The following is a 22,256-nucleotide window of genomic DNA, read 5'->3' on the forward strand; positions in this document are numbered from 1 at the left end:
CCAATAAGGGTGAGAAGGACACAGGGTGCTTCTCGGGGGGAAAGAAACACACATCAGGCCCCGTAGTAAAAGGGCATGCCCCAGGTAGGGAACAAAGAAAGGGAGAGAACAATGACTCAAACGTTCCGCACAGAAGCCGACGTAATGGTGGCCACCGCCGGCCGCGTCGACTCCACCAATGACGAGGTACAGGGTGAGCTCACCCGTCTGCAGGGAGTTGTGGACTCCGTCCGCGCCAGCTGGGCAGGCCGCGCGCAGGTTTCCTTTGACAACCTGATGCAGCGCTACAACTCCTCCGCACAGCAGCTGCGTGAGGCACTGACCGCCATCAGCGACAACATCAGGGACAATGCCCGCAACTTTGATTCGGTCGAGGCAGATAACGCCCAGTCCTTCGACAACGTCGGCGGCGCGGGCCTGGCCCTTTAAACAGAGCCGCAGCCTCCTATAGCCGTACGCACTGAACCACACACGAGCACACAGAAGATAAGGAACACGCAATGTCTGGAATTAAGTATCAGTTTGGCGCCATCGCTGGTGCCGCCGCCGACATCAACTCCACCTCCGGCCGCATCAACGGGCTCCTCGGTGACCTTAAGGCCACCCTGCAGCCGATGGTATCGACATGGGAGGGAGAAAGCGCCGCCGCATATAACGCGGCGCAGGCCAAGTGGGATAAAGCTGCCGCCGAGCTCAACACGGTGCTAGCGACCATCTCCACCACGGTGTCCCAGGGCAATGACAATATGAGTGACGTCAACCGCCGCGCCGCCGCTAGCTGGGGCTAAACCGTCTCGACTGCGGGTCTTTCGCTAGGAGTATGGGCGCAGTCTTCCATCACCATTCACAACCATGAGCGGTGGGTGGCGTGGAGGAAGGCGTGAAGGGCTAGGAGAGGGGGTGCAGTCAATGGAAGGGCTGGACGCACCACCTCACAGTCAGCACTTTCTGCCCACCTAGTGAAAGGCGCCGGTATCGCTTCTCATCAACGTTTCTGTCTCTACCCCCACCCCGAAGTATCTGGGGATGGAGGCGTTGGTGAGGGGCGATATCGGCGTTTTGGGTTTTCAAACAGCCTCATACTAAAGTGAAACACCTATGTGTCCGCACCCGCGTCTACGTGGGTGCGCGCGTGCTGCAGGTCTCCACCGGCCGCTGTATGTACCGCGTAGGGGCTTACATAGCGTTGGCCGGCAGTTCCGAGACAGACTTTCAAGGAGTCATTTTGTCTACTTTCCACCCGAAGAGCGGTGACATCACCCGCAAGTGGTACGTCATCGACGCTACCGACGTGGTTCTGGGCAAGCTTGCTTCCACCGTGGCTGACATGCTGCGCGGTAAGCACAAGCCCCAGTACGCACCGAACGTTGATTGCGGCGACCACATCATCATCCTGAATGCGGACAAGATCCACATTTCTTCCAACAAGCGCGAGCGCGAGATGCGCTACCGCCACTCCGGCTACCCGGGCGGCCTGAAGTCCATGACCCTTGGTCAGTCCCTGGACGCCAACCCGGTTCGCGTTATCGAGGAAGCTGTGAAGGGCATGATGCCGCACAACAAGCTTTCCAACGCCTCCATCAAGAAGCTGCACGTTTTCGTGGGCGAGGAGCACCCGTACGCCGGCCAGAAGCCGGAAACCTTTGAGTTTAAGCAGGTGGCACAGTAATGACCGAGCAGAACATCGACAACAATGTAGCCGACGCTGCCGACATCGCTGCAGCAACCGCCGCTACCGAGGAGTTCACCAACACCATCGGTGATTCCCTGGTAACCGACACCGAGGCTGAGGTTGAGACCGCTGCCCCGGCTATCCACGAGGGCCCGATTCAGACCGTTGGCCGCCGTAAGCGCGCCATCGCTCGTGTCCGCCTCGTCGCTGGTTCCGGCAACATCTCTGTCAACGGCCGTGCCTTTGACGAGTACTTCCCGAACAAGCTGCACCAGCAGGACATCCTGCAGCCGCTGACCATCCTCGAGCGCGAGGGCCAGTTTGACCTCAAGGTCACCGTCACCGGTGGTGGCCCGACCGGCCAGGCCGGCGCCCTGCGTCTGGCTATCGCCCGCGCACTGAACATCTACAACCCGGCTGACCGCCAGGCCCTGAAGAAGGCTGGCCTGCTCACCCGTGATGCTCGTGCCGTGGAGCGCAAGAAGGCTGGTCTGCACAAGGCACGTCGTGCCCCGCAGTACTCCAAGCGTTAATCTTCGCGCATACTGCATTTTCGAAAGCCGCTGCTTCCCTTTCGGGGGAGGTGGCGGCTTTCCCCGTTCGGGCAGCGCACTGGTGTGATTCTCCTTATACTAAGCGGCGTGAAAGTCATTCTTGAGAGCGCGCGGGACGCACTATCAGTCCCCTTGGACGCAGCAAAGCTGCTGTGGCGGTACCTGCCGCAGCTGATCACGGTGATTTGCCTGTCGCTGGCCGTGCGCGCGGCGGTGCTGTGGTTGGCGGTGGTTATTTCTGAGTATTCGCCGTTGGCCGCCACGCTCATCTTCCCCTTTGCGCCGCTTTCTGTGATGACCGGCGTCATCGTGTGCTTTTGGATCATGCAGCCGTCCATGGAGTTCTTTGGCGGCGAGACCCGCTTTAGCAAACTGGATAAGACCACGCTGCTGACCGTCGGTGGCCTCCTCATCCCGTTCCTCACCGTGTATTCCTCCCACGGTCTGTTGCGCGACGACGCGCGGACCTTTGTCTACGACTCCGTGACCATCGAGGTGGCCACCAGCTTTCTCGATTATGATTTCGGGCGCTCGTTCATAAACTCCGGATGGCTATTTGCAGGGTTTCTCATTTCTATCGTGGTGCTGCGCAAACTCATTGGTGCGCTGCAGTTGGGGGAGCGCGCCTTTGGCGTGGCCACTGCGGCCGCGTACCTGGAGGTGCTGTGGATGGCCACGGCGTCGCTAAGCATCACCAGCAATTTTGAGAAGGTCCGTGTGTGGATTCTTAGCCGGCAAGGCATTGGCCCCGTATGGGACTCTATTGTCACGGCGAAGGATTGGATTGTCGCCCACACCTGGGTCATTGGTGCGGTGATTGGGTGGCTGTGGAATAACGCGGCGCAAATCGGCAACTTTATCGTCGTGCCCTTCGCATGGCTGACCCTCGGCGCGGTGGTCTACAACACGAGCCTGACCAGAGAGAAGGACAGTTCTGAGCCGGACACGTCAGGCGAGGAGGACGCGGTACCGCCCCTGCAGACGGTAGCCGATGCCCCCATCGAAGGTCCCGCCGAACGAGGAAAGCTCTCCCCGCATGCCGAGCAGAAGATGTGGGCCGATTATGGGCGTCGCTATTCGGAAGCAGCCTTCCGAACGACGCGAGACATGCTGGACAACGCCGCGCAGCCACTCGTCGGCCCCTTCCGTAATGCGTGGCGCAATTTCAAGACGCTGGCAGTCGCCGGTGCGGTCCCCATGCTGACCTTCTGCCTCGTCTTCGTCTTGGCTTCGGGCGCTGAGCTGGGCGTAGTCTATGCCCTGCGTGCCATCATCAAACCGCTGGCGCTGGGGACCATCACCATTGGGCTTGAGCCTTATGCGCTGGTTTTTGCCCGAGCCGTGTACTTCCTCGTTGCGCTCCCGCTGGTGGTAGCCGCGCTGGACCGCTTCCTCAACGCTGAGTACGCCGAGGCGGAGGACGCAGATGAGAGCACCGACGAAAACCAAGGCGAAGAGCCGGACGCTGAATCTGCCGTCCCAGCGAGCCAGGCGGGAGAGAAGTAGGTGGAATCGGTGACACAGACTACTGAGCACACTCAAGCCGGTGACGTGGATCGCGCAGAAGCCACGACCGATCCTGATACCCACATCAGCGCGCGCAAGCTCAACATTCTCACCCTGGTTGTCGCGGTGGTGTTGATTGCTGGCGGGATTATGGTTGAGCAGATCAACAGGCGCGGGTCCAGCGAGGAGCTGGCGCGTCCGGACCTGCGGGAGGACCACATCGTGAACCTGCGCCCTGAGACCGCGGACGTCTTGCCGGAGGCCTTCATTGAGAAGATCGCCCTGTGTACCGAAGCACCGCTGCAATCCGAGAATGCTCTGCTAGAAGGAGCCCACGGCTATTCCTGCAAGCCGTGGCTTACCAAGGAGCAGGACGCTGAGGGGCTCATGACATTCCATAGTCCGCGGGACATTGTCATTGGGGAGGAGGCCGAAGAGATGTACAGAGCCTTGCCCGATTATCACGATGATGCCTTCCAGACGTCGACCCGTACTGTTCGCGAGGCGAATGGTTCCGCCCCGGAAGTCCTCGTCAACGAATGGGGCAAGGATGGATTCGGCGGTGGCGACATTTTCGTCTACTACCCAGAAGAGAAGGTAATGGTGTCGTGGCCGTGGAACAAGACCGATCCGGGCGCGGAGGACGTTGAGGCGGTTGTCCGCGCAGAAGGCTTCTAAGCGCCTGTGCGCAGGCGCACCTCATAAGGGGCGCCCCAGGTGACGAATAATTCGGAAGGCTCGAAATCGGCGTTGGTGACGAAGTAGTACGTCATCTCCCATTCAGCCGGCCGCGCGCTGGGCTCGGGGAGGATATTGGCATCTAGTTCGAAAGGATTGATGGCCATCGGCCCCGCAGCCCCTTCGGGTTCACAGAGGTTGGGGAAGGCGGCGGGCATATCGGTCGGCACGTCCTGCGGGGACAACACGAGGCGGACAGGTTGCTCGATCCCTTGGCCGTCACGGAGCCCGACCTCGCATCCTTCAAGTGGGCTTTCCGGATCCGCATGCCAGTCCACGGTGGCCTTGTAGAGTGCGGTGTCCCCGGGGAGCGCAGGGGGATCCATGAGGTTCTTGTCGGCATAAAGGGAGCCGAATTCGGAGGGGTCTGCCTTGTCGATGGCGGCCAGGGTGACCGTCGCCGAGCGCTGGGCGGTGTCCTGGTCTAGCTGATAATCAAAGCTGAACTCGGCGGGCTCTTGCTTGGTGGCCTCGACGGTCGAATGGACCGACAGCGGTCGGTATCCGTGCACCATGACGGAGGAGGAGGCCGCCACCATGATCGCGAGCGCCGGAAGAGTTGCTGCCCACCACCACGCCTTCGAGGCCTTCTTCGATGCTGTGTCTTGGGACGTCATGCTTTAACCTCCACGGCTGTGTGAAGTTCCTTGCCCATGGGGACCGGTTGTTGGTGGAAGTCGCCGAGGAGATTCTCCACCTCTAGCGCCAGCGTGGCGGGGCCCAGCGAATCCTCTGGGAGTACAAAGAGACTGGTACATGTCATGGGGAGGGAGACGACCTCGGCGTCGCATTGCGGTGTGGTCGTGCGGAAAACACGGCCCTCGGAGTCTTCTAATTTCAGGCTCAGGGGGTAGGAGTGAGTGCGCTCCAGCGTGAAATCGACGGCTACTTCATACAGCTCACTGAGCTCCTCGCCCTCGGGCAGAGTACCGGTGAATTCCGCGTAGTCTCCAGACGCCAGCGGGCGAGTGTGGACGTCTACCTGGCTAATGCGGGTGTGCCCGGGTATTTCGTCGGTGTACTCAAAGTGGGAGAATTCCACCTCGCGCGGATCGGGCATCTGGTCACTAATGAAGATGCCCAGGGAGGTGATCGCTGCGGCCACGGCGATCATGGGGACCTTCTTGCGGTTGAGCAGGGGCAGGGAGGAAGATTTGCGGTGGGTCATGCCAACTCCATCTCTGCTACGGGGGTGGGGTCAAACCAGCGGTAGGACATGTCCAGGCTGGATTTGCGCACCGTCAGATCGTTGAGAACAAGCGCTGTTCCGGGGGCATCGTCGACGGTGATGTCGACGGCGAAGGGAACCCCGGGGTTGGGCCTGGTCACCGCCCCGTTCTCCAGTGAAGGCGCGATGGAGAACTGCTCAAAGGGGATAGGCTCACCATTGCGGGTAAGGCTAAACATCTGTTGGTAGTCCGTGAAGGCGGTGTCTTGGGTGTTGAGGAACGTGGCGGTGACGTGGACTTGGCCGGCCTCGACGCGGGGCTTATCGACGACCACCTGGGCCTGCTGCAACTCCACCGTTTCGCCCGGAGCGATGACTGCAGGTTCTTCCGTTTCCGCGGGCTCGGTATTTCCGAGCACCAGAAATAGCGCTGCGACAACGAGTACCGCCATGTTGAACTTGGTGAGCACACCATCGGTGAGGGCTTTGAAGAGTTTCACTCCCTTCGACTCCCTCACGCGAGTCAAGCCTTTCGCATAGGACATGGTGATTATTCAAGCAGAGGACGGCCCAGCGCGCGCGTTAACTGGGGAAACTCCCCACCGGCCCTGCTCACAGGGCAGAAGGTGGGAAGAAGTCTACACAACAAGAACGAGCCGACCTGCGCCAGGCAAGGGGGAGCGGGCATAATAAACAACTATGACTCGACTTTTTGGAACCGATGGAGTTCGCGGCCTCGCGAACAAGAAGCTCACTCCCATTCTGGCTTTGCGCCTAGGGCAGGCAGCGGCGGAGGTGCTGACCTCGGACCGGGAGTCCTACGAGCGCCGCCCGCTGGCGATTATTGGGCGCGACCCGCGTGTGTCGGGCGAGATGTTGGATGCGGCGATTGCCTCGGGCTTGGCCTCACGCGGCGTCGACGTCGTGCGCATCGGCGTGCTGCCGACCCCGGCCATCGCATTCCTCACCGATGATTTTGGGGCGGACCTCGGCGTGATGATTTCCGCCTCCCACAACCCGATGCCGGACAATGGCATCAAGTTCTTTTCCGCGGGCGGCAAGAAGCTGCCGGATGAGGTGGAAGACCGCATCCAGGCTGCCATGGACAACCTCACCGACGGTGGGCCCACGGGGACCAAGATTGGTCGCATTATTTCGGAGGCCCCCGACGGCCGGGAGCGCTACCTCAAGCACCTAGCAGAGGTCGTCACCACGGATCTGAGCGGTATCAAGGTTGTCGTCGACACCGCAAACGGTGCTGCCTCCAAGGTTGCTCCGCAGGCCTATGAGGCAGCGGGCGCTGAGGTCATTGCTATCCACAACAAGCCCAATGCCTTCAACATCAACGAGGACTGCGGTTCGACCCACATTGAGAAGACTCAGGAGGCCGTCGTCGAGCACGGCGCTGATCTGGGCCTGGCCCACGACGGTGACGCTGACCGTTGCCTAGCCGTCGATGCTGAGGGCAACGTCGTTGACGGTGACCAGATCATGGCGATCCTCGCGGTGGGCATGAAGGAAGAGAACGACCTCCGCTTCAACACCCTGGTGGCCACCGTGATGTCGAACCTGGGGCTGAAGCTGGCGATGCAGGAGCAGGGCATTGAGGTCAAGGAAACCGCCGTGGGGGATCGCTACGTGCTGGAGGAGCTCAACCGCGGTGATTTCTCCCTGGGCGGCGAGCAGTCCGGTCACGTCGTGCTGCCGGATGATTGCACCACTGGCGATGGCACACTGACGGGACTGTCCATCATGGCGCGCATGGCTAAGTCCGGCAAGACCCTTAAGGAGCTGGCCTCCGTGATGACGGTATTGCCGCAGGTGCTCATCAACGTGCCGGTGTCCGATAAGGCGGTCATCCTCAATGCCCCCGAAGTCAAGGAAGCTATTGCCGCCGCCGAGGCAGAGCTTGGTGATACGGGCCGCGTCCTGCTGCGCCCCTCAGGCACAGAGGAGCTCTTCCGCGTCATGGTGGAAGCAGCTGAAAAGGAGCAGGCACGCAAGGTAGCGGGCAAGCTTGCTGCCGTCGTTGCCGCTGTCTAGTTCTACCCGCATAATCGCAACCCTGGGCCTTTGGCCTGGGGTTTCTTCTTTTTCTGCGCGGTGGGGGAACCGGCGGGTGGCTTTCTCAGTCCAATAAGAGCAGGAATCACTGTTTGTTGTGGACAAGAAGGAGGGCGCACATGCCCGACGTATTTTTTGATGAGGAGGAAGCCACGCGGCTTCTCGACGACGTCATGGACCAAGCCCGCGCCCAAAGTGACGCACACCGCGGGGACAGACCGAGCTTTGCCCCGTCTTCTGCGGGGCGGGATTTTAGCGGGCATGGGGCGCAGATTCAGGCGTTGTTGAGTCGGCTACACGAGCGTGGTGCGTGGCGCTTGGAGAACATATCGGCCACCGCGGGCGCCGCGCGTGAGCAGGTGCGGGCGTTTGGCGACGTCGACCGTGGCCTCGCTGGCCAATTCGGCAGCCAGGAAACGGGGGCGAACTGATGTCCACGATGATCAAGTCGCTCTTGGGCGATTATTCACAGGTAGTCTCCCAGTTTCAGGCTGCGAGCCTTGGCGGCTACTCCGGTCCCAGCACACCGATTGATTTGTTGGGGGACATGGTGGGTTCCGTCGACGGGATCAACCCAGGAGAGCTCGTGACGCATACCGCGTCGGCGATGGGCGCGCGACGTCCACTGCGCGGCGGCAATGGTCTGCGGGATTTCCTCCTTGGCACGGTGCTGTCGCTGGCTGGGGGAGCGATCATGGATCACCTGCGCGGCGTGCAGGATGACTTTGAGAAGGAAAGGGACGAAGCCGATGATCTGGTGGAGTCCGCGCAGCAGTGCTCCGAGGCCATCGAAGACGTGGTCAGTGTTTCCGAATCTGCCGTAGCGGAGTTGATTTCTGCAGTAATTCCGCTGCTGAATATCTTGACCATGTTGCTGCAGCGGCACCCGTTGGGCAAGGCCATCGTCCCAGTTATTTCGCGCATTGGCGGTGACCTAATCGACCAGACGAATGACACCATTTCGCAAACCTGTCGGGACCGCGACACTGCCATTGAAAATTGCTACGGCGAGTTTGAAAAGCGCTGCACCGAGGTATGCGAGCGGGAGCTGCCGGAAACCCCGCCTGAGCCTGAATGCGGTTGCGAGGAGAAGCCGAAGGAGTGCCCACAACCGGATCCTGAGCCCTGTGAACCGACGAAACCTGTGAGCCCCGCAGAACCAACGGCACCGGCGCAAGCCCAGCCAACGCCACCGGCGCCGACAGCGCAGCCCGCTCCACCGCAGCAACCAGTCGAGCCGGAACCAGACAAACCGGTGGCACCGCCAGAAAAACCTGCGCCAACCCAGCCCGCAGGGGTTTCGGAAGAAGAATGCCCGCCGGCTGAGGATAAGCCTCGGCCAGCGAAACCGAACACGCCGCATACCGTGCCGACTGAGCCCGCAGCGCAAGCGCAGCCCACACCCGATTCCACCGCAACAGAAGAAGAGCACAAGCCGTGCGGGTGCCACGCGGAGAAGGAGTCGCAGCAGTCTTGTACCTGCACTGAGCAGCCGCGCGACGTGGGAACCACCACGCCGGCCGACGCCGGGATAGAGGCACCCAGCGAGGTTGACGTGCCCACCGCACCCGTGCAAGCGGAGGTGACTGACTGCCCAGAGGAGGCGGTGCAGGAAGTCGAAGAGGTCGAGGAGCCTGACGAGCCTGTAGTAGCTGAAGACTGTGAGGAAGAAAGCGGCGAGAGTCCTAACGCGGAATCCTGTGAGTGTAAGCTGGAGGAATCCTGCTGCGGAAGTCTGGGCATCCTAGGCGTAGGAGTTGCCATTCTGGGGCTTGGGCTGCTGGCTGAAGCCGCCGTGGATTTCATTGAGAACCTACCGGAGCCTGAGCTGGAACCTGCGCCTGAGCCCGAACCAGAACCAGAGCCGCAGCCGGAACCGGAGCCAGGTCCACCGCCGGCACCAGAACCAGCCCCGGACAACGGAGTCACGCCACCACCGCCAGAGCTAAATAACGTTCCGGAGCCAGAAGCTCCACCGGAGAAGCTGGCGCACATGCAGGCAGCGGAAGCGCCGGCACCGGTGCCAGCCCCTGAACCGCCCCCTGAGCCAGCTCCTGGGCCGGCTCCCGGCGCGGGAGCCGCACCAGAAATGAAGCCGGAAACGGCACCGGAAGAAAGCTCAGATTCCCCATCCGTACAGGCGCGAAAGGCAGGGCAGTGGTAATGCCGCACAATGATTTCGATGAGTTCGCACGCGGATTCCGTGAGCGCACAGCCGCACGGCTGTTGGAGTTTGAGAAAGCGATGGCCAAGGCACAGGACGAGCTCGAGAAGTCCGCTCAGCGCGCGGCCCAAGCCCAAGCGCACACACATGCGCCGCACACACATACGCCGGGGCGAAACCCAGAGTCCAGGGGCGTGCCGCATAGTCAAGCGCAGGGGCAGGGCCGGGGCCGTCCGCGCGGTCAGGTGCAGTCGGTGCTCAGGCGCAGCTGAAGCAGCAGCGAGAAACAAGTCTGGTTCCTCGCAGCCACAGGTGATACCGTGAGGTGACTGCCTACTGCACGTATCAACCAGGGTGAGGAGAATGCCGCATGACAACAGTGCCTTGGCTTCATGACGTCCTGTGGGGCGTTCTTCCCATGCTGTACCTCTTGGTGGCTTTTGTTGTGCTTGGCATTGAGATTAAATTCGACAGAGAAATGTCCCACATAAAGCTGTGGACGGCCGCTCAGTTGCTTCTGCCGGGCATTGCACTTATTGCCTGGTATTTTCTTGAAGTCCCTAAGCTAAAACAACTAAAGCAGGACGACAACTGATCGTCCTGCTGTAGATAGGAAAAGCCGCGCTGTGAAGCGCTCTTTCGTTGGAGCTTTATTTGCTGTACTCAAAGCCGGCGCGTTGAGCCAGGTCCTCGCCGGTGAAGCTCTCAACGCCCTTCGCGGAGGCGTCGGCATCCGCAAAGCCGTCATACTTGGATTCGCCAGCCAGGGTGGAAAGGAAGAAGCCGGTCACAAGGCCGCGGGCGGTCTCGACTGCGGAGCCCTGGAAGAAGCCGGAACCGAGCGCCAACTTGAAGAACTTATCCTCGCTGAAACCGGACTGCGTGCCCTTGGCAATCTCCCGGTAGGCCACCGGTCCGCCCCACGCGTTGGCCAGCTTTGCGGGGTTGCCGGCGCGGAAGATGTCATCCTGGCCCGCGCCGATAACGAGGCCGCGTGCCTTGACGGAGCGGGCAGCTTGAACGGCGGATGGTGAGGTATCAGCAGGGTAGAGGGCTGCGACGGCGCGGACCTTCGGGTTATCCACGGCAGCCAAGGTGGCTACGCCGCCTCCCATGCCGTGGCCGAAAACGCCCAGCTTGGAAGCGGACACCGAAATCTTGCCAGCGCCCAGCCTAACGCCGGCGGCAATCTGCAAAGCCGATTCGAGGTCGGCAGCCAGGTTACGGTGCTTGGCAAACACACCAGTCTCCGTATCGGGAGCAACCACCACGATGCCCCAGCTGGCTAGGTGGCGCAGAGTGGCGTGGTAGTCCTTGACGTTCTTCGTCCAGTCGTGAGCAAACGCCACGGCGGGCAGGCCCTTGCCTTCAGCAGGGGTGTAGACCTTGCCTTCTAGCCCTGCATAAGACAGGTCCCCAACGAGGACGCGGTGCGGGCCGCGCTTGGACAACGTACCGAGATGCTTCTTCAAATTCGCAGACACGCTTTACAGAATAGAGGAAAGCGTAGACAAAGAGGTGGACATGTACCAGATAGGTGGGGGAAGGTTTTAAGCACGATCCTTGCGGTTCGGCACGATAAATCATGCTGTAAAATTCCGTTCCATGTGTGGAATCGTTGGATACATTGGCCATAACACCGATGGTCGTGAGTACTTTGCCCTCGACGTTGTGCTGGAGGGCCTGCGCCGATTGGAGTATCGCGGCTATGACTCAGCAGGCGTCGCAATGTACGCCGATGGGGAGATCTCCTGGCGCAAAAAGGCTGGAAAGGTCGCTGCGCTGGAAGCTGAAATCGCTGCGCGCCCGCTGAAGGATTCCGTCTTGGGCATTGGGCACACCCGCTGGGCAACCCACGGTGGTCCAACCGATCTGAACGCCCACCCGCACGTCGTGGACGGCGGCAAGCTCGCCGTCGTGCACAACGGCATCATCGAGAACTTCGCCGAGCTTAAGAGCGAGCTGGAGGCCAAGGGCCATAACTTCGTGTCCGAGACCGACACCGAGGTAGCCGCCACCCTTCTGGCAGATGTGTTCCACAATGAGGCCGGCGGCGACCTCACCAAGGCTATGCAGCTGACCGGCAAGCGCCTGGAAGGCGCGTTCACCCTCTTGGCTATTCATGCCGAGCAGGCCGATCGCATCGTGGCTGCGCGCCGCGATTCGCCGCTGGTCATCGGCTTGGGTGAGGGGGAGAACTTCCTCGGCTCGGATGTCTCCGGCTTCATCGACTACACCAAGTCCGCCGTGGAGATGGACAACGACCAGGTCGTCACCATCACCGCGGATGACATCGAGATCACCGACTACGACGGCAACCCCGCCCAGGGCAAGCCTTTCGAGATCAAGTGGGATGCCGCCGCTGCCGAAAAGGGCGGCTTCAACTCCTTCATGGAGAAGGAAATCCACGACCAGCCAGCAGCAGTGCGCGATACGCTGCTCGGCCGCCTCGACGAGACCGGCAACCTGGTCCTCGATGAGATCCGCATTGAGGAGTCGGTGCTCAAGTCCATCGACAAGATCATCGTCATCGCCTGCGGCACCGCCGCTTATGCCGGCCACGTCGCGCGCTACGCCATCGAGCACTGGTGCCGCATCCCGTGTGAGGTGGAGCTGGCCCACGAGTTCCGCTACCGCGATCCCATTGTCAACGAGAAGACCCTGGTCGTGGCCCTGTCACAGTCGGGCGAGACCATGGATACCCTCATGGCAGTGCGCCACGCCCGCCAGCAGGGCGCCAAGGTGATTGCTATTTGCAACACCCAGGGTTCCTCCATTCCGCGCGAGTCCGACGCCGCCCTCTACACCCACGCCGGCCCGGAGATCGCCGTGGCCTCCACCAAGGCCTTCCTGGCACAGATCACCGCGACCTACCTGCTGGGCCTCTACCTAGCACGCCTGCGCGGCAACATGTTCTCCGATGAGGTCAATTCCGTCCTGGATGACCTGCGTGCGATGCCGGATAAGGTCCAGGCAGTCATCGACAACGAAAAGCAGGTCTACGATCTGGCCACTGCCATGGAGAACGCTAAGTCGGTGCTCTTCTTGGGCCGCCACGTCGGTTTCCCGGTCGCACTGGAGGGCGCGCTCAAGCTCAAGGAGATTGCCTACCTGCACGCGGAGGGCTTCGCCGCCGGCGAGCTCAAGCACGGCCCGATCGCGCTCATCGAGGAGGGCCAGCCGGTCTTCGTCATCGTGCCTTCCCCGCGCGGCCGCGATTCCCTGCACGCCAAGGTTGTCTCCAACATCCAGGAGATCCGCGCCCGCGGCGCTATCACCATCGTCATCGCGGAAGAGGGCGACGAGGCGGTCGAGGCCTACGCCAACCACATCATCCGCATCCCGCAGGCGCCGACGCTGATGCAGCCGCTGCTGGCTACCGTTCCGCTGCAGATTTTCGCCTGCGGTGTGGCCACCGCCAAGGGCTATGACGTGGACCAGCCGCGTAACCTTGCGAAGTCGGTGACCGTCGAATAGCGCTGAGCCCTCAAGTGGCACAATGGTGGGTATGTTAAAAACCACCGTTGACCTCAACGCTATTGCCCACAATGTTGCTCGCGTGAAGGAGGCGGTGGCCCCGGCCCGCCTCATGTGCGTGGTCAAGGCGGACGCGTACGGGCACGGTGCGCAGCGCTGCGCACCGGTCATGGCGAAGGCGGGGGCAGACGCCTTCGGGGTGGCCACGCTCGCCGAGGCCGTGGAGTTGCGAGGCGTCATCGAGGACCTTCCCATCGCTGCCTGGTTGTGGAAACCAACGGAGGACCTCGCCCCGGCCCTAGGCGCTGGTATTCAGATCGGCATCCCATCTTTGATGCACGCACGAGCCCTCATCGAGGCTGCCGAAGCGTCCACCGAAGCCTTCGTGATGGTGGAAACGGGGATGCACCGGTCGGGCGTCGACAAGCATGCGTGGGAGGAGACCTTCCGCCTGCTTGCCGACGCCCCCCACATCACCGTCCTCGGCCTCATGTCCCACTTTGCCTGTGCGGACGAGCCGGAGCACCCGCACAATGATCATCAGGAGGCGGAGTTCCGCCAGGCCCTAGCACTTGCCCGCGAGGTGGGGCTGGAGTGCCCGCTGAACCACCTTGCCAATTCGCCGGCGGCATTGACTCGCCCCTCAGCACGTTTTGAACAAGTGCGCGCCGGTGTGGCCCTGTATGGGCTCGAACCGGTGGACGGGCGCGACCATGGGCTGGAACCAGCCATGACATGGGAGGCTTCCGTCGTTGCCGTAAAGCCGATTTCGGCGGGGGAGTCCACATGCTACGGCCTGACCTGGACCGCGGATAGTGACCGCGAGCTCGCCACCGTCAGCGTGGGGTATGCCGATGGCCTGCCGCGCGCCTTTCAGGGAGCGCTGCAGGTAGGCATTGGTGGTGAGCTCTACCAGCAGGTGGGGCGGGTCTGCATGGACCAGATCGTCGTTGACCTCGGTGCGAACCCTCACGGCGTGCGCGCCGGAGACACTGCCGTTATCTTTGGGCGCGGCGGTATGAGCGCTACAGAATTAGCCGCGGCCGCTGGCACCATCAACTATGAAGTGGTGTGCCGCCCCACCGGGCGCACCACGCGCACCTATTGTGAAGGAGCTAACGATGCGCAGTGATTTTCCGCACGAAGGGCGCCGCGTGGCTGCCACCCCGGAGGATGCCCAGGCCTTTGGTGAAGAGTTAGGCGCGGCGCTGGAAGCAGGGGACTTGGTGATCCTCGATGGCCCCTTGGGCGCCGGGAAAACCACCTTTACGCAGGGCATTGCCCGCGGAATGCAGGTGAAGGGGCGGGTGACCTCGCCGACCTTCGTCATCGCGCGCGAGCACCCTTCCCGCGTGGGCGGGCCGACGTTGGTGCACGTGGATGCCTACCGCCTGCTCGATCATTCGGATGATCCGTTGGGGGAGCTGGACAGTCTAGACTTGGACACCGAAATCGAGGACGCCGTCGTCGTTGCCGAGTGGGGTGGGGGCTTCATGGAGCGCCTGTCTGATGCGTACCTCGCCATCACAATCAACCGCGACTCGGACGATGACGTCCGCGTCTTTACATGGAAATGGGTGAATTAACGTGCTGGCTTTTCTTGCTGAACAGCCCTTGCTGACCCTCTTTCTCATCATGGCGGTGGGACTGGCCGTGGGCAAGATCAATGTCTTCGGCATCTCGCTCGGCGCCGCGGCTGCGATGTTCGTGGCCTTGGGCTTGTCCGCAGCGAACCCGGACATCGTGGTCCCGGCGTTCGTGTACCAATTTGGCCTGGCCATCTTCGTTTACGTCATCGGCCTGAACTTCGGACGCAGCTTCTTCGAAGATTTCCGCCGGCGTGGATGGAAGATGTCCATGGTGGTCATCGTCTTCTTCTTCATTCTTGCGGGGCTGACAACCCTAGCGATGCGCCTCTTTGATCTGGACCCTGCGATCAGCGTGGGTACCCTTGCAGGTTCGCTGAGCTCGACGCCCGGTATGGCAGCGGTCGTCGAGGCCCTGGGCGGCGATAGCACCCCGGTGGTGGGCTATTCCCTGGCCTACCCCGGCTGCATTATCGGCACCATTCTGGTGGCCGCCATTGGTGCGAAGATGCTGCGCGTGAACCACGTTGAGGACGCCCGCGCCGAGGGCATGATTGCGGAGCCGCTGGAGTGGCGGGCGGTGCGCCTGACCCGCGACTTTGACGCAACGGTGGGGGAGCTGCAGGAAGTAACCGGCGAGCGCGTCATCGCCACCCGGCACGTCAACAATCCCCACAACCACAACCTGGCCTACCCGGAGCTGCCACTGCGCGCCGGCATGGAGCTCTTGCTCAACGGCACGGCACCAGCGCTCGATAGCGCGATTTCCCAGCTGGGTGAGGAGATCCACCTCAACCTCCACGAGGAAGATGGCCTGGTCTACCGCCGCCTGACCGTGTCCAACCCACGTGTTGCGGGCTATCAGCTCAAGGACTTGGACACTGTTAAGGAAGGCTTCCTCATCGCGCGCGTGCGCCGCGGTGACTCCGACGTCGTGCCGAACGAGGAAACCGTCCTGCACTACTCGGACCGCGTGCGCGTTATCACCGCGCCGGGCCGGCTTGACGACGTCCGCCGTTTCCTCGGCGACTCCGAAGCCAAACTCGGAAACGTCGATCTCTTCCCCTTTGCCCTCGGCCTCTTCATTGGTCTGCTCTTCGGTGCTATCCCGATTCCGCTGCCAGGCGGCACGACGCTGTCCTTCGGCTTCGGTGGCGGCCCCATCGTCGTCGGCCTTATCCTGGGTGCGCTGGGCCGCTCGGGCCCGATTAACTGGCAGCTTCCTTTCCACGCCAAGCAGACAATCTCCACGCTGGGCTTGACCTTGTTCCTGGCGGGCGTGGGTACGTCGGCTGGCGGCCAGTTCCGCGACGCCTTGTCGGATCCGACCTCCCTGAAGTATATGGGCGTGGGTATTGTGCTGTCGCTGGTCTCCGCCATCGGCATCGTCGCGGTATCCATGCTGGTGCTGCGCCTGAAGTTTGATGAGTCGATGGGCATCGCCGCAGGCATGACCACGAATCCGGCGATCATGGCCTACCTCAACCCCCAGACCGGCACCCAGCTGGCAGAGCGCGGCTATGCCACCGTGTACCCCACGGCGATGATCGGCAAGATCCTCATGTGTCAGGTCCTTGCCCTGTTGATCGTCTGATCCTTTTATCGGCACCGGAAGGGCCGGTCAGGGTCGCTGCAGGGCGGTCGCGTAGGATATCCCCGTACTGAACTCCCTATTATTAGGAGCACATCCCCATGAATAAAATCGGCCAATTCATCACGACCGTTGTCATCGGCGGCTTTGCCATCGTCCTTGGCTTGCTCATCGCGCTGTCCATGACCCGCTCGCCGGAGGAGCCTTCCTCGACGTTGGGTGAAACCTTGGACACGTACCCGAAGAACCTGAGCTTCTCCGCGCTCTTGGTCCCCGACGTCTACGGCCAGGATTGGATTGCCGGTCTCGTCGTCTGCCCGGGTGCTACGGAGCAGCAGCTTGGGGAAGGCGGCGTGGATGTCGCCGGTATCGACTTCGTCGACGGCAAGGTGGCGGAGGATGAGAACTACTTTGTCACCGTCAGCGTCAATCAGGAGTACCAGGTGGAGAAGCTGAACCGCTCCCAGGTGGACCTCTGCTCCGGCGTCCTCGAGCAGGTGGAGATGGCCAAGGCCCAGGGTCAGGACGCTCCGCCGCTGCGCGGCATCCAGCCGGGCGAGCCGCTGCAGTTCCTGCGCGGTGATGACCAGATGTTGCAGCAGGGTGCTGACAATGAGGACGCTCCTGCCTGGCAGTTCGTGGGCTAATGAAGGTCCTCGCACTCGATACCGCCACCACGGATCTGGTCACGGGCATCGTTGACACCGACACTGGCGACAGCATCGACCGCGTCATCAGCGGTACGCGCGCCCACAACGAGCAGCTCATCCCTACCATCGAGGAGCTGCTTGCCGACGCCTCCCTGACCTACCCAGATCTCTCCGCCATCGTCGTGGGCACGGGGCCCGGGCCGTTTACCGGCCTGCGCGTGGGCATGGCCACCGCCTCCGCGTTGGGAGTGGCCCTCCACGTGCCGGTACACGGCGTGTGCACCTTGGATGCCATCGCGCACGGGCGCACGGGGGAGTGGCTGGTGGCCATCGACGCCCGCCGCAAAGAGGTCTACTGGGCCACCTATGACGAAGGGGAGCGCCGGAGTGGCCCGAACGTATCGAAGCCGGAAACCCTCGATCTGAGCGCCGCCGGACTTTCGAGTCCGGAGACCGCGCGCCTCGTGTTCCCAGAGTCCATCGCCCCGCGTTTGCCGGAGGGTATCGCTGACCTTCCCCGCGAGTGGGCCACACCGCGCGCCGCGGGTTTGGTGGCCTGCGCTGATCTGTCCGCTGAACCCGCGCCACTCGTCCCGCTCTACCTGCGCCGTCCCGATGCCGTGGAGCCACAGACCAAGCCGCGCTCGGCCGCGCTCGTCGGCGGCATCGAGGACACTCCCGAATCATGAGGCTGCGCCCACTGACCCCCGCGGACGCGCCGCGCTGTGCTGAGCTCGAGAAAGTCCTCTTCCCCGGCGAACACCCATGGCCGGCGCATGCCTTCGAGCAGGAAATCGCGGAGGGCCACACCACCTACTGGGCGGTTGACGCAAGCGTCAACCGCGAAGACCACAACGACAACCGCGCGGAAGTTCTCGGTTACGCCGGCGTGGGACGGATGGGGCCTGCCGCCTGGCCGGAGTACGAAATCCACACCATCGGCGTCGACCCCGCCGCCCAGCGGCGCGGCATCGCGCGGCTGATGATGGACGCCATCGTCGAGCTTGCAGATTCCCACGACGCGCCCATCTTCCTCGAAGTGCGCGTGGGCAACGATCCGGCCATCCGCCTCTACGAGGCCTATGATTTTGTCATCAACGGCCTGCGCCGCAACTACTATCAGCCCTCCGGCGCGGACGCCCACACCATGTACCGACCACGAAAGAGTGAGAGATGTTAATCCTCGGCATCGAGTCCTCCTGCGACGAAACCGGCGTGGGCATCATCGAGCTGTCTGAGAATGGACACATGGAGATCCGAGCCGACGTCGTCGCCTCCTCCATGGAGCAGCACGCCCGCTTCGGCGGTGTGGTTCCGGAGATCGCCTCCCGCGCCCACCTCGAAGCCATGCCGCAGGTGATGAAGGCGGCGTTGGAGGAGGCGGGCATCGAGAAGCCCGATGCGGTGGCCGCCACCGTGGGGCCGGGCCTCGCCGGCGCACTCCTCGTCGGGGCGTCTGCCGCCAAGGCCTTTGCTTCGGCGTGGGGCGTGCCCTTCTACGGCGTCAACCACCTCGGCGGGCACGTCGCGGTGGCCAACCTGGAGGGCGAGGAGCTGCCGCACTCGGTGGCCCTGCTCGTCTCTGGCGGTCACACCCAGCTGCTTGAGGTCGAGGCCGTGGGCAAACCCATGAAGGAACTGGGCACCACGCTTGACGACGCCGCCGGCGAAGCCTACGACAAAGTCTCCCGCCTCCTGGGGTTGGGGTATCCGGGAGGGCCGGTCATCGATAAGCTGGCCGCCCAAGGAAAGCCCACCATCGACCTGCCGCGAGGTTTGTCCAAGGCCGAGGACCTGCGCGGGCCCAACCGCCACAATTTCTCCTTCTCGGGACTCAAGACGGCGGTAGCACGCCACGTGGAAAAGGCCGAGCGCGAGGGCACCACGGTCCAGGTTGAGGACCTGTGTGCCTCCTTCCAGGAGGCGGTGGCAGATGTGCTGACCGCCAAGGCCGTGCGCGCCTGCCAGGACACAGGCGCCAAGGTACTGCTGCTCGGCGGCGGCGTGGCGGCGAATTCGCGTCTGCGCGCCTTGGCGGCGAAGCGCTGCGAATCCGCAGGAATCGAGCTGCGCGTGCCGCGTTTCAAGCTGTGCACCGACAATGGCGTGATGATCGCCGCGGTGGCTGCCCAGCTCATCCACGAGGGCGCTGAACCTTCCGGCCTGGCGTGTGGGACCGATACGCAGCTTGAGGTGGAGGTTCCGCTCGTGGCCGCTGCGCGCTAGCGGATGCGCAACCTCCAGGGTGCCGGTAGTGTGATGACCGATAATCGTCCGGCTCACACACAAGGAGCTCACACCGCTATGACCACTGGATTCCTCGTTAACCCTGACCTGTCCCGCCGCATCATCGAGTTTGAGCTCGAACAGGCAAACCAATTCCTCGGTGGTACCACCGAGGATCGCGTTTCCGTGGCCTTCCAGGATGATGGCCAGACTTACGCGGCGCTGTTTAACCCGAACGCGAAGGCTGACGACGCCGACCCGAACCCAGTGGCCTCCCTGGCCCGCAACGCCGCCGCTACCGGAAACTCCGCTTTCCTGCAGGACCCGATCCGCTCCATCTGCGGCCCGGTCATCTTCGTCACTGCCGACGGCGACGACAAGAACATCGACGAGGTCGTCGAAGCCGTTGAGCACGGCATCCGCGCGGTGAAGAACTACCGCGAGGACAACCCGGAGGAGTACAACCTGTGGCGCGCGGCCGTCATCAACTCCGATAAGCAGGTTTAAATCCGTAACTCCCATAGGCAGGCCGAGGGTGCGTTACCGCAGCCCTCAGGAACCCAAGGACGCGATGGCTCGACTCGAGCCCGAGCGTCTTTGGTGGTTTTCGGGACTCTCTCCGGTTCTATTGGCCGAGGTTGTGGCGGAAAACATGACAACTCTCGCGCGCGTGAGGGCGGCGTTCGCGGAGGGCGAACGGGTTAGCGGCCCGGGCTGTTGAGGGCTAGCAGTCGCGAGGGTAGAGTGCTAGGCAGGTTGTTTTGACCCACAGTTGTTCACCCGCGACGACGGCTGTGCTGGGCTACCCACAACCGGCACACGCGCGTCCACGTGGACGCGCATTAAGAACACTTTGGAGGAAATCATCATGGCAAACATCAAGCCGCTGGAGGACAAGGTCCTCGTCCAGATCGTTGAAGCTGAGACCACCACTGCGTCCGGCCTGGTTATCCCGGACTCCGCCAAGGAGAAGCCGCAGGAGGCCACCGTCGTAGCCGTTGGCCCGGGCCGCACCAACGATAAGGGCGAGGTTGTCCCGGTTGGCGTTAACGAGGGTGACACCGTCATCTTCTCCAAGTACGGCGGCACCGAGCTGAAGTACGACGGCCAGGAGTACCTCCTGCTGTCCGCTCGTGATCTGCTCGCTGTCATCGAGAAGTAGGCGATTAACCCTATGCCAAAACTGATTGCATTTGACCAGGAGGCCCGCGAGGGCATCCAGCGCGGTGTGGACACGCTGGCCGACGCCGTCAAGGTCACCCTCGGCCCCCGCGGCCGCAACGTCGTGCTGTCCAAGGCTTTCGGTGGCCCGACCGTCACGAATGACGGCGTCACCATCGCCCGCGACATTGACCTCGACGATCCTTTTGAGAACCTCGGCGCCCAGCTGGTGAAGTCCGTGGCCGTCAAGACCAACGACATCGCCGGCGACGGCACCACCACCGCCACCTTGCTGGCCCAGGCACTCGTATTCGAGGGCCTGCGCAACGTTGCCGCCGGCGCTAACCCGGTGGAGCTCAACAAGGGCATCGCGGCGGCTGCTGAGAAGGTCGTCGAAGAACTCAAGAAGCGCGCCACCCCGGTGAACTCTTCTGCGGAGATCTCCCAGGTTGCCACCGTCTCCTCCCGCGATGCGGAGGTCGGCGAGATGGTTGCCGGCGCGATGGACAAGGTGGGCAAGGACGGCGTCGTGACCGTCGAGGAGTCCCAGACCATCGAGTCCACCGTGGACGTTACTGAGGGTATTTCCTTCGACAAGGGCTACCTCTCCCCGTACTTCGCAACGGAGGAGGAGACCTACAACGCCGTGCTTGACGACGCCGCAATTCTCCTCGTCCGCAACAAGATCTCCTCCCTGCCGGACTTCCTGCCGCTGTTGGAGAAGATCGCGGAGTCCTCGCGCCCGACGCTGATCATCGCTGAGGACATCGAGGGCGAGCCGCTGCAGGCACTCGTCGTGAACTCCATCCGCAAGGTCCTCAAGGTCGCCGCCGTGAAGTCCCCGTACTTCGGCGAGCGTCGCAAGGGCTTCATGGATGACCTGGCTGTTGTCACCGGTGCTACGGTCGTCGACCCGGAGGTTGGCATCAACCTCAAGGAGGTCGGCCCGGAGGTTCTCGGCTCCGCACGTCGCGTCACCGTGTCCAAGGAGGACACCGTGATCGTGGATGGTGCAGGTACTGCAGAGGCCGTCGAGGAGCGCCGCGAGCAGCTGCGTCGCGAGATCGAGCGCACCGACTCCACCTGGGATAAGGAGAAGCTCGAGGAGCGTTTGGCCAAGCTTTCCGGTGGCGTTGCCGTCATCCGCGTTGGTGCCGCTACCGAGACCGAGGTCAACGAGCGCAAGCTGCGCGTCGAGGACGCCATCAACGCCGCCCGCGCGGCCGTTGAAGAGGGCGTTATCGCTGGCGGCGGCTCCGCGCTGGTTCAGATCTCCCAGGAGCTCGAGGCCTTCGCCGAGGGCTTCGAGGGCGAGGCCAAGGTAGGTGTGCTGGCCGTAGCCCGCGCGCTAACCCGCCCGGCCTACTGGATCGCTGAGAACGCCGGCTTGGATGGTTCCGTCGTCGTCGCCCGCGTTGCCGAGCAGGCCAACGGTGAAGGCTTCAACGCCGCCACCCTGGAATACGGCAACCTGCTGGAGCAGGGCATCATCGACCCGGTGAAGGTCACCCACTCCGCAGTTGTTAACGCCGCCTCCGTGGCCCGCATGGTGCTCACCACCGAGGCTTCCGTGGTGGAGAAGCCCGCCGAGGAGGAACCGGCACAGGCAGGCCACGCGCACGCCCACTAAAAGCGCGGGGAAACAACGTTTCTCCGGGAATAGCAAAGAGCTACAAGAAAAGGCCCGTCGCCCAAGCCC

At 62.7% G+C, this 22,256-nt stretch carries 26 protein-coding genes; 22 read left to right on the plus strand and 4 right to left on the minus strand.

Annotated features, from left to right (window positions below; translation table 11 throughout):
• Window positions 1-111 precede the first annotated feature (111 nt).
• The 6 genes from HMPREF2932_RS11150 (at window position 112) to HMPREF2932_RS11175 (ending at window position 4,410) form a co-directional block, all read left to right on the plus strand.
• The gene (locus HMPREF2932_RS11150; RefSeq protein ID WP_046648440.1) at window positions 112-429 is read left to right on the plus strand and encodes a WXG100 family type VII secretion target; all 318 of its coding nucleotides are present in this window, start codon (window positions 112-114) and stop codon (window positions 427-429) included.
• Window positions 430-500: 71 nt separating this feature from the next.
• Window positions 501-788, plus strand: coding sequence for a WXG100 family type VII secretion target (locus tag HMPREF2932_RS11155; protein ID WP_046648439.1), 288 nt, complete (start codon window positions 501-503; stop codon window positions 786-788).
• A 437-nt stretch (window positions 789-1,225) separates the two neighbouring features.
• Entirely contained in the window at window positions 1,226-1,669 is a 444-nt protein-coding gene (gene rplM / locus HMPREF2932_RS11160) for a 50S ribosomal protein L13 (RefSeq protein WP_010189505.1), read from the plus strand.
• Window positions 1,669-2,205 carry a 30S ribosomal protein S9 gene (rpsI, locus tag HMPREF2932_RS11165; protein ID WP_071410153.1) on the plus strand — a complete coding sequence of 179 codons (537 nt, stop codon included), beginning with the start codon at window positions 1,669-1,671 and terminating at the stop codon, window positions 2,203-2,205. Before rplM ends, rpsI begins: the two co-directional genes overlap by 1 nt.
• A 108-nt stretch (window positions 2,206-2,313) precedes the next feature.
• Complete coding sequence (locus HMPREF2932_RS11170; protein ID WP_046648437.1) at window positions 2,314-3,732, plus strand: hypothetical protein; 1,419 nt, start codon at window positions 2,314-2,316, stop codon at window positions 3,730-3,732.
• Window positions 3,733-3,741: 9 nt separating this feature from the next.
• Entirely contained in the window at window positions 3,742-4,410 is a 669-nt protein-coding gene (locus tag HMPREF2932_RS11175) for a hypothetical protein (protein ID WP_128081854.1), read from the plus strand.
• On the opposite strand, the gene HMPREF2932_RS11180 is transcribed toward HMPREF2932_RS11175, so the two are convergent.
• Genes HMPREF2932_RS11180 through HMPREF2932_RS11190 form a run of 3 tightly spaced genes read right to left on the minus strand, consistent with a single transcriptional unit; the run spans window position 4,407 to window position 6,183 of the window.
• Window positions 4,407-5,087 carry a hypothetical protein gene (locus HMPREF2932_RS11180; RefSeq protein WP_046648435.1) on the minus strand — a complete coding sequence of 227 codons (681 nt, stop codon included), beginning with the start codon at window positions 5,085-5,087 and terminating at the stop codon, window positions 4,407-4,409. The genes HMPREF2932_RS11175 and HMPREF2932_RS11180 overlap by 4 nt on opposite strands.
• Window positions 5,084-5,638, minus strand: coding sequence for a hypothetical protein (locus HMPREF2932_RS11185; protein ID WP_046648434.1), 555 nt, complete (start codon window positions 5,636-5,638; stop codon window positions 5,084-5,086). The genes HMPREF2932_RS11180 and HMPREF2932_RS11185 overlap by 4 nt, the downstream gene beginning before the upstream one ends.
• Window positions 5,635-6,183 (minus strand): hypothetical protein, encoded by a 549-nt coding sequence (locus HMPREF2932_RS11190; RefSeq protein ID WP_128081853.1) that lies wholly within the window; start codon window positions 6,181-6,183, stop codon window positions 5,635-5,637. The genes HMPREF2932_RS11185 and HMPREF2932_RS11190 overlap by 4 nt, the downstream gene beginning before the upstream one ends.
• A 154-nt stretch (window positions 6,184-6,337) precedes the next feature.
• Here HMPREF2932_RS11190 and glmM point away from each other — a divergent pair, with 154 nt between their 5' ends.
• From glmM to HMPREF2932_RS11215, 5 genes are all read left to right on the plus strand, one after another.
• Window positions 6,338-7,681, plus strand: a complete 1,344-nt coding sequence (gene glmM / locus HMPREF2932_RS11195; protein WP_046648432.1) for a phosphoglucosamine mutase — start codon at window positions 6,338-6,340, stop codon at window positions 7,679-7,681.
• A 140-nt stretch (window positions 7,682-7,821) separates the two neighbouring features.
• Window positions 7,822-8,133, plus strand: coding sequence for a hypothetical protein (locus HMPREF2932_RS11200; protein WP_053089098.1), 312 nt, complete (start codon window positions 7,822-7,824; stop codon window positions 8,131-8,133).
• The gene (locus tag HMPREF2932_RS11205) at window positions 8,133-9,866 is read left to right on the plus strand and encodes a zinc metalloprotease (protein ID WP_071410154.1); all 1,734 of its coding nucleotides are present in this window, start codon (window positions 8,133-8,135) and stop codon (window positions 9,864-9,866) included. The genes HMPREF2932_RS11200 and HMPREF2932_RS11205 overlap by 1 nt, the downstream gene beginning before the upstream one ends.
• Complete coding sequence (locus tag HMPREF2932_RS11210; RefSeq protein WP_046648430.1) at window positions 9,866-10,138, plus strand: hypothetical protein; 273 nt, start codon at window positions 9,866-9,868, stop codon at window positions 10,136-10,138. The genes HMPREF2932_RS11205 and HMPREF2932_RS11210 overlap by 1 nt, the downstream gene beginning before the upstream one ends.
• A 98-nt stretch (window positions 10,139-10,236) precedes the next feature.
• Window positions 10,237-10,461 (plus strand): hypothetical protein, encoded by a 225-nt coding sequence (locus tag HMPREF2932_RS11215; RefSeq protein WP_049157023.1) that lies wholly within the window; start codon window positions 10,237-10,239, stop codon window positions 10,459-10,461.
• 55 nt (window positions 10,462-10,516) lie between these two features.
• On the opposite strand, the gene HMPREF2932_RS11220 is transcribed toward HMPREF2932_RS11215, so the two are convergent.
• Entirely contained in the window at window positions 10,517-11,350 is an 834-nt protein-coding gene (locus tag HMPREF2932_RS11220) for a dienelactone hydrolase family protein (protein WP_070511351.1), read from the minus strand.
• A 121-nt stretch (window positions 11,351-11,471) separates the two neighbouring features.
• Here HMPREF2932_RS11220 and glmS point away from each other — a divergent pair, with 121 nt between their 5' ends.
• From glmS to groL, 11 genes are all read left to right on the plus strand, one after another.
• The gene (gene glmS / locus HMPREF2932_RS11225; protein ID WP_070511354.1) at window positions 11,472-13,343 is read left to right on the plus strand and encodes a glutamine--fructose-6-phosphate transaminase (isomerizing); all 1,872 of its coding nucleotides are present in this window, start codon (window positions 11,472-11,474) and stop codon (window positions 13,341-13,343) included.
• A gap of 31 nt (window positions 13,344-13,374) precedes the next feature.
• Window positions 13,375-14,475: an alanine racemase gene (gene alr, locus HMPREF2932_RS11230; RefSeq protein WP_210397791.1), complete on the plus strand. Its 1,101-nt coding sequence runs from the start codon at window positions 13,375-13,377 to the stop codon at window positions 14,473-14,475.
• Window positions 14,465-14,929, plus strand: coding sequence for a tRNA (adenosine(37)-N6)-threonylcarbamoyltransferase complex ATPase subunit type 1 TsaE (gene tsaE / locus HMPREF2932_RS11235; RefSeq protein ID WP_070754639.1), 465 nt, complete (start codon window positions 14,465-14,467; stop codon window positions 14,927-14,929). Before alr ends, tsaE begins: the two co-directional genes overlap by 11 nt.
• 1 nt (window position 14,930) lies before the next feature.
• Window positions 14,931-16,523 carry an aspartate:alanine exchanger family transporter gene (locus tag HMPREF2932_RS11240; protein ID WP_071410155.1) on the plus strand — a complete coding sequence of 531 codons (1,593 nt, stop codon included), beginning with the start codon at window positions 14,931-14,933 and terminating at the stop codon, window positions 16,521-16,523.
• A gap of 98 nt (window positions 16,524-16,621) precedes the next feature.
• Complete coding sequence (locus tag HMPREF2932_RS11245; RefSeq protein ID WP_046648423.1) at window positions 16,622-17,167, plus strand: hypothetical protein; 546 nt, start codon at window positions 16,622-16,624, stop codon at window positions 17,165-17,167.
• Window positions 17,167-17,859 carry a tRNA (adenosine(37)-N6)-threonylcarbamoyltransferase complex dimerization subunit type 1 TsaB gene (gene tsaB / locus HMPREF2932_RS11250; RefSeq protein WP_071410156.1) on the plus strand — a complete coding sequence of 231 codons (693 nt, stop codon included), beginning with the start codon at window positions 17,167-17,169 and terminating at the stop codon, window positions 17,857-17,859. Before HMPREF2932_RS11245 ends, tsaB begins: the two co-directional genes overlap by 1 nt.
• On the plus strand, window positions 17,856-18,350 hold the full coding sequence (gene rimI, locus HMPREF2932_RS11255) for a ribosomal protein S18-alanine N-acetyltransferase (RefSeq protein ID WP_070702185.1): 495 nt from the start codon (window positions 17,856-17,858) through the stop codon (window positions 18,348-18,350). The genes tsaB and rimI overlap by 4 nt, the downstream gene beginning before the upstream one ends.
• Window positions 18,344-19,396, plus strand: coding sequence for a tRNA (adenosine(37)-N6)-threonylcarbamoyltransferase complex transferase subunit TsaD (tsaD, locus tag HMPREF2932_RS11260; protein ID WP_046648420.1), 1,053 nt, complete (start codon window positions 18,344-18,346; stop codon window positions 19,394-19,396). The genes rimI and tsaD overlap by 7 nt, the downstream gene beginning before the upstream one ends.
• Before the next feature lie 78 nt (window positions 19,397-19,474).
• Complete coding sequence (locus tag HMPREF2932_RS11265; protein ID WP_049157036.1) at window positions 19,475-19,903, plus strand: hypothetical protein; 429 nt, start codon at window positions 19,475-19,477, stop codon at window positions 19,901-19,903.
• A 355-nt stretch (window positions 19,904-20,258) separates the two neighbouring features.
• A complete protein-coding gene (gene groES / locus HMPREF2932_RS11270) occupies window positions 20,259-20,558 on the plus strand; it encodes a co-chaperone GroES (RefSeq protein ID WP_167595557.1) in 300 nt (99 codons plus the stop codon).
• Window positions 20,559-20,570: 12 nt separating this feature from the next.
• Window positions 20,571-22,187, plus strand: a complete 1,617-nt coding sequence (gene groL / locus HMPREF2932_RS11275) for a chaperonin GroEL (protein ID WP_049157037.1) — start codon at window positions 20,571-20,573, stop codon at window positions 22,185-22,187.
• Window positions 22,188-22,256 lie beyond the last annotated feature (69 nt).

Source organism: Corynebacterium sp. HMSC074H12, assembly GCF_001813755.1.
In the GTDB taxonomy this organism is placed as follows: Bacteria; Actinomycetota; Actinomycetes; order Mycobacteriales; family Mycobacteriaceae; genus Corynebacterium; species Corynebacterium hiratae.

Excerpts from the sequence above, each read along its gene's own strand:
- HMPREF2932_RS11150 (WP_046648440.1), top strand. The coding sequence starts at position 112 with ATGACTCAAACGTTCCGCACAGAAGCCGACGTAATGGTGGCCACCGCC.
- HMPREF2932_RS11155 (WP_046648439.1), top strand. The coding sequence starts at position 501 with ATGTCTGGAATTAAGTATCAGTTTGGCGCCATCGCTGGTGCCGCCGCC.
- rpsI (WP_071410153.1), top strand. The coding sequence starts at position 1,669 with ATGACCGAGCAGAACATCGACAACAATGTAGCCGACGCTGCCGACATC.
- HMPREF2932_RS11180 (WP_046648435.1), bottom strand. The coding sequence starts at position 5,087 with ATGACGTCCCAAGACACAGCATCGAAGAAGGCCTCGAAGGCGTGGTGG.
- HMPREF2932_RS11185 (WP_046648434.1), bottom strand. The coding sequence starts at position 5,638 with ATGACCCACCGCAAATCTTCCTCCCTGCCCCTGCTCAACCGCAAGAAG.
- HMPREF2932_RS11190 (WP_128081853.1), bottom strand. The coding sequence starts at position 6,183 with ATGTCCTATGCGAAAGGCTTGACTCGCGTGAGGGAGTCGAAGGGAGTG.
- glmM (WP_046648432.1), top strand. The coding sequence starts at position 6,338 with ATGACTCGACTTTTTGGAACCGATGGAGTTCGCGGCCTCGCGAACAAG.
- HMPREF2932_RS11200 (WP_053089098.1), top strand. The coding sequence starts at position 7,822 with ATGCCCGACGTATTTTTTGATGAGGAGGAAGCCACGCGGCTTCTCGAC.
- HMPREF2932_RS11205 (WP_071410154.1), top strand. The coding sequence starts at position 8,133 with ATGTCCACGATGATCAAGTCGCTCTTGGGCGATTATTCACAGGTAGTC.
- HMPREF2932_RS11210 (WP_046648430.1), top strand. The coding sequence starts at position 9,866 with ATGCCGCACAATGATTTCGATGAGTTCGCACGCGGATTCCGTGAGCGC.
- HMPREF2932_RS11215 (WP_049157023.1), top strand. The coding sequence starts at position 10,237 with ATGACAACAGTGCCTTGGCTTCATGACGTCCTGTGGGGCGTTCTTCCC.
- glmS (WP_070511354.1), top strand. The coding sequence starts at position 11,472 with ATGTGTGGAATCGTTGGATACATTGGCCATAACACCGATGGTCGTGAG.
- alr (WP_210397791.1), top strand. The coding sequence starts at position 13,375 with ATGTTAAAAACCACCGTTGACCTCAACGCTATTGCCCACAATGTTGCT.
- tsaE (WP_070754639.1), top strand. The coding sequence starts at position 14,465 with ATGCGCAGTGATTTTCCGCACGAAGGGCGCCGCGTGGCTGCCACCCCG.
- HMPREF2932_RS11245 (WP_046648423.1), top strand. The coding sequence starts at position 16,622 with ATGAATAAAATCGGCCAATTCATCACGACCGTTGTCATCGGCGGCTTT.
- tsaB (WP_071410156.1), top strand. The coding sequence starts at position 17,167 with ATGAAGGTCCTCGCACTCGATACCGCCACCACGGATCTGGTCACGGGC.
- rimI (WP_070702185.1), top strand. The coding sequence starts at position 17,856 with ATGAGGCTGCGCCCACTGACCCCCGCGGACGCGCCGCGCTGTGCTGAG.
- tsaD (WP_046648420.1), top strand. The coding sequence starts at position 18,344 with ATGTTAATCCTCGGCATCGAGTCCTCCTGCGACGAAACCGGCGTGGGC.
- HMPREF2932_RS11265 (WP_049157036.1), top strand. The coding sequence starts at position 19,475 with ATGACCACTGGATTCCTCGTTAACCCTGACCTGTCCCGCCGCATCATC.
- groL (WP_049157037.1), top strand. The coding sequence starts at position 20,571 with ATGCCAAAACTGATTGCATTTGACCAGGAGGCCCGCGAGGGCATCCAG.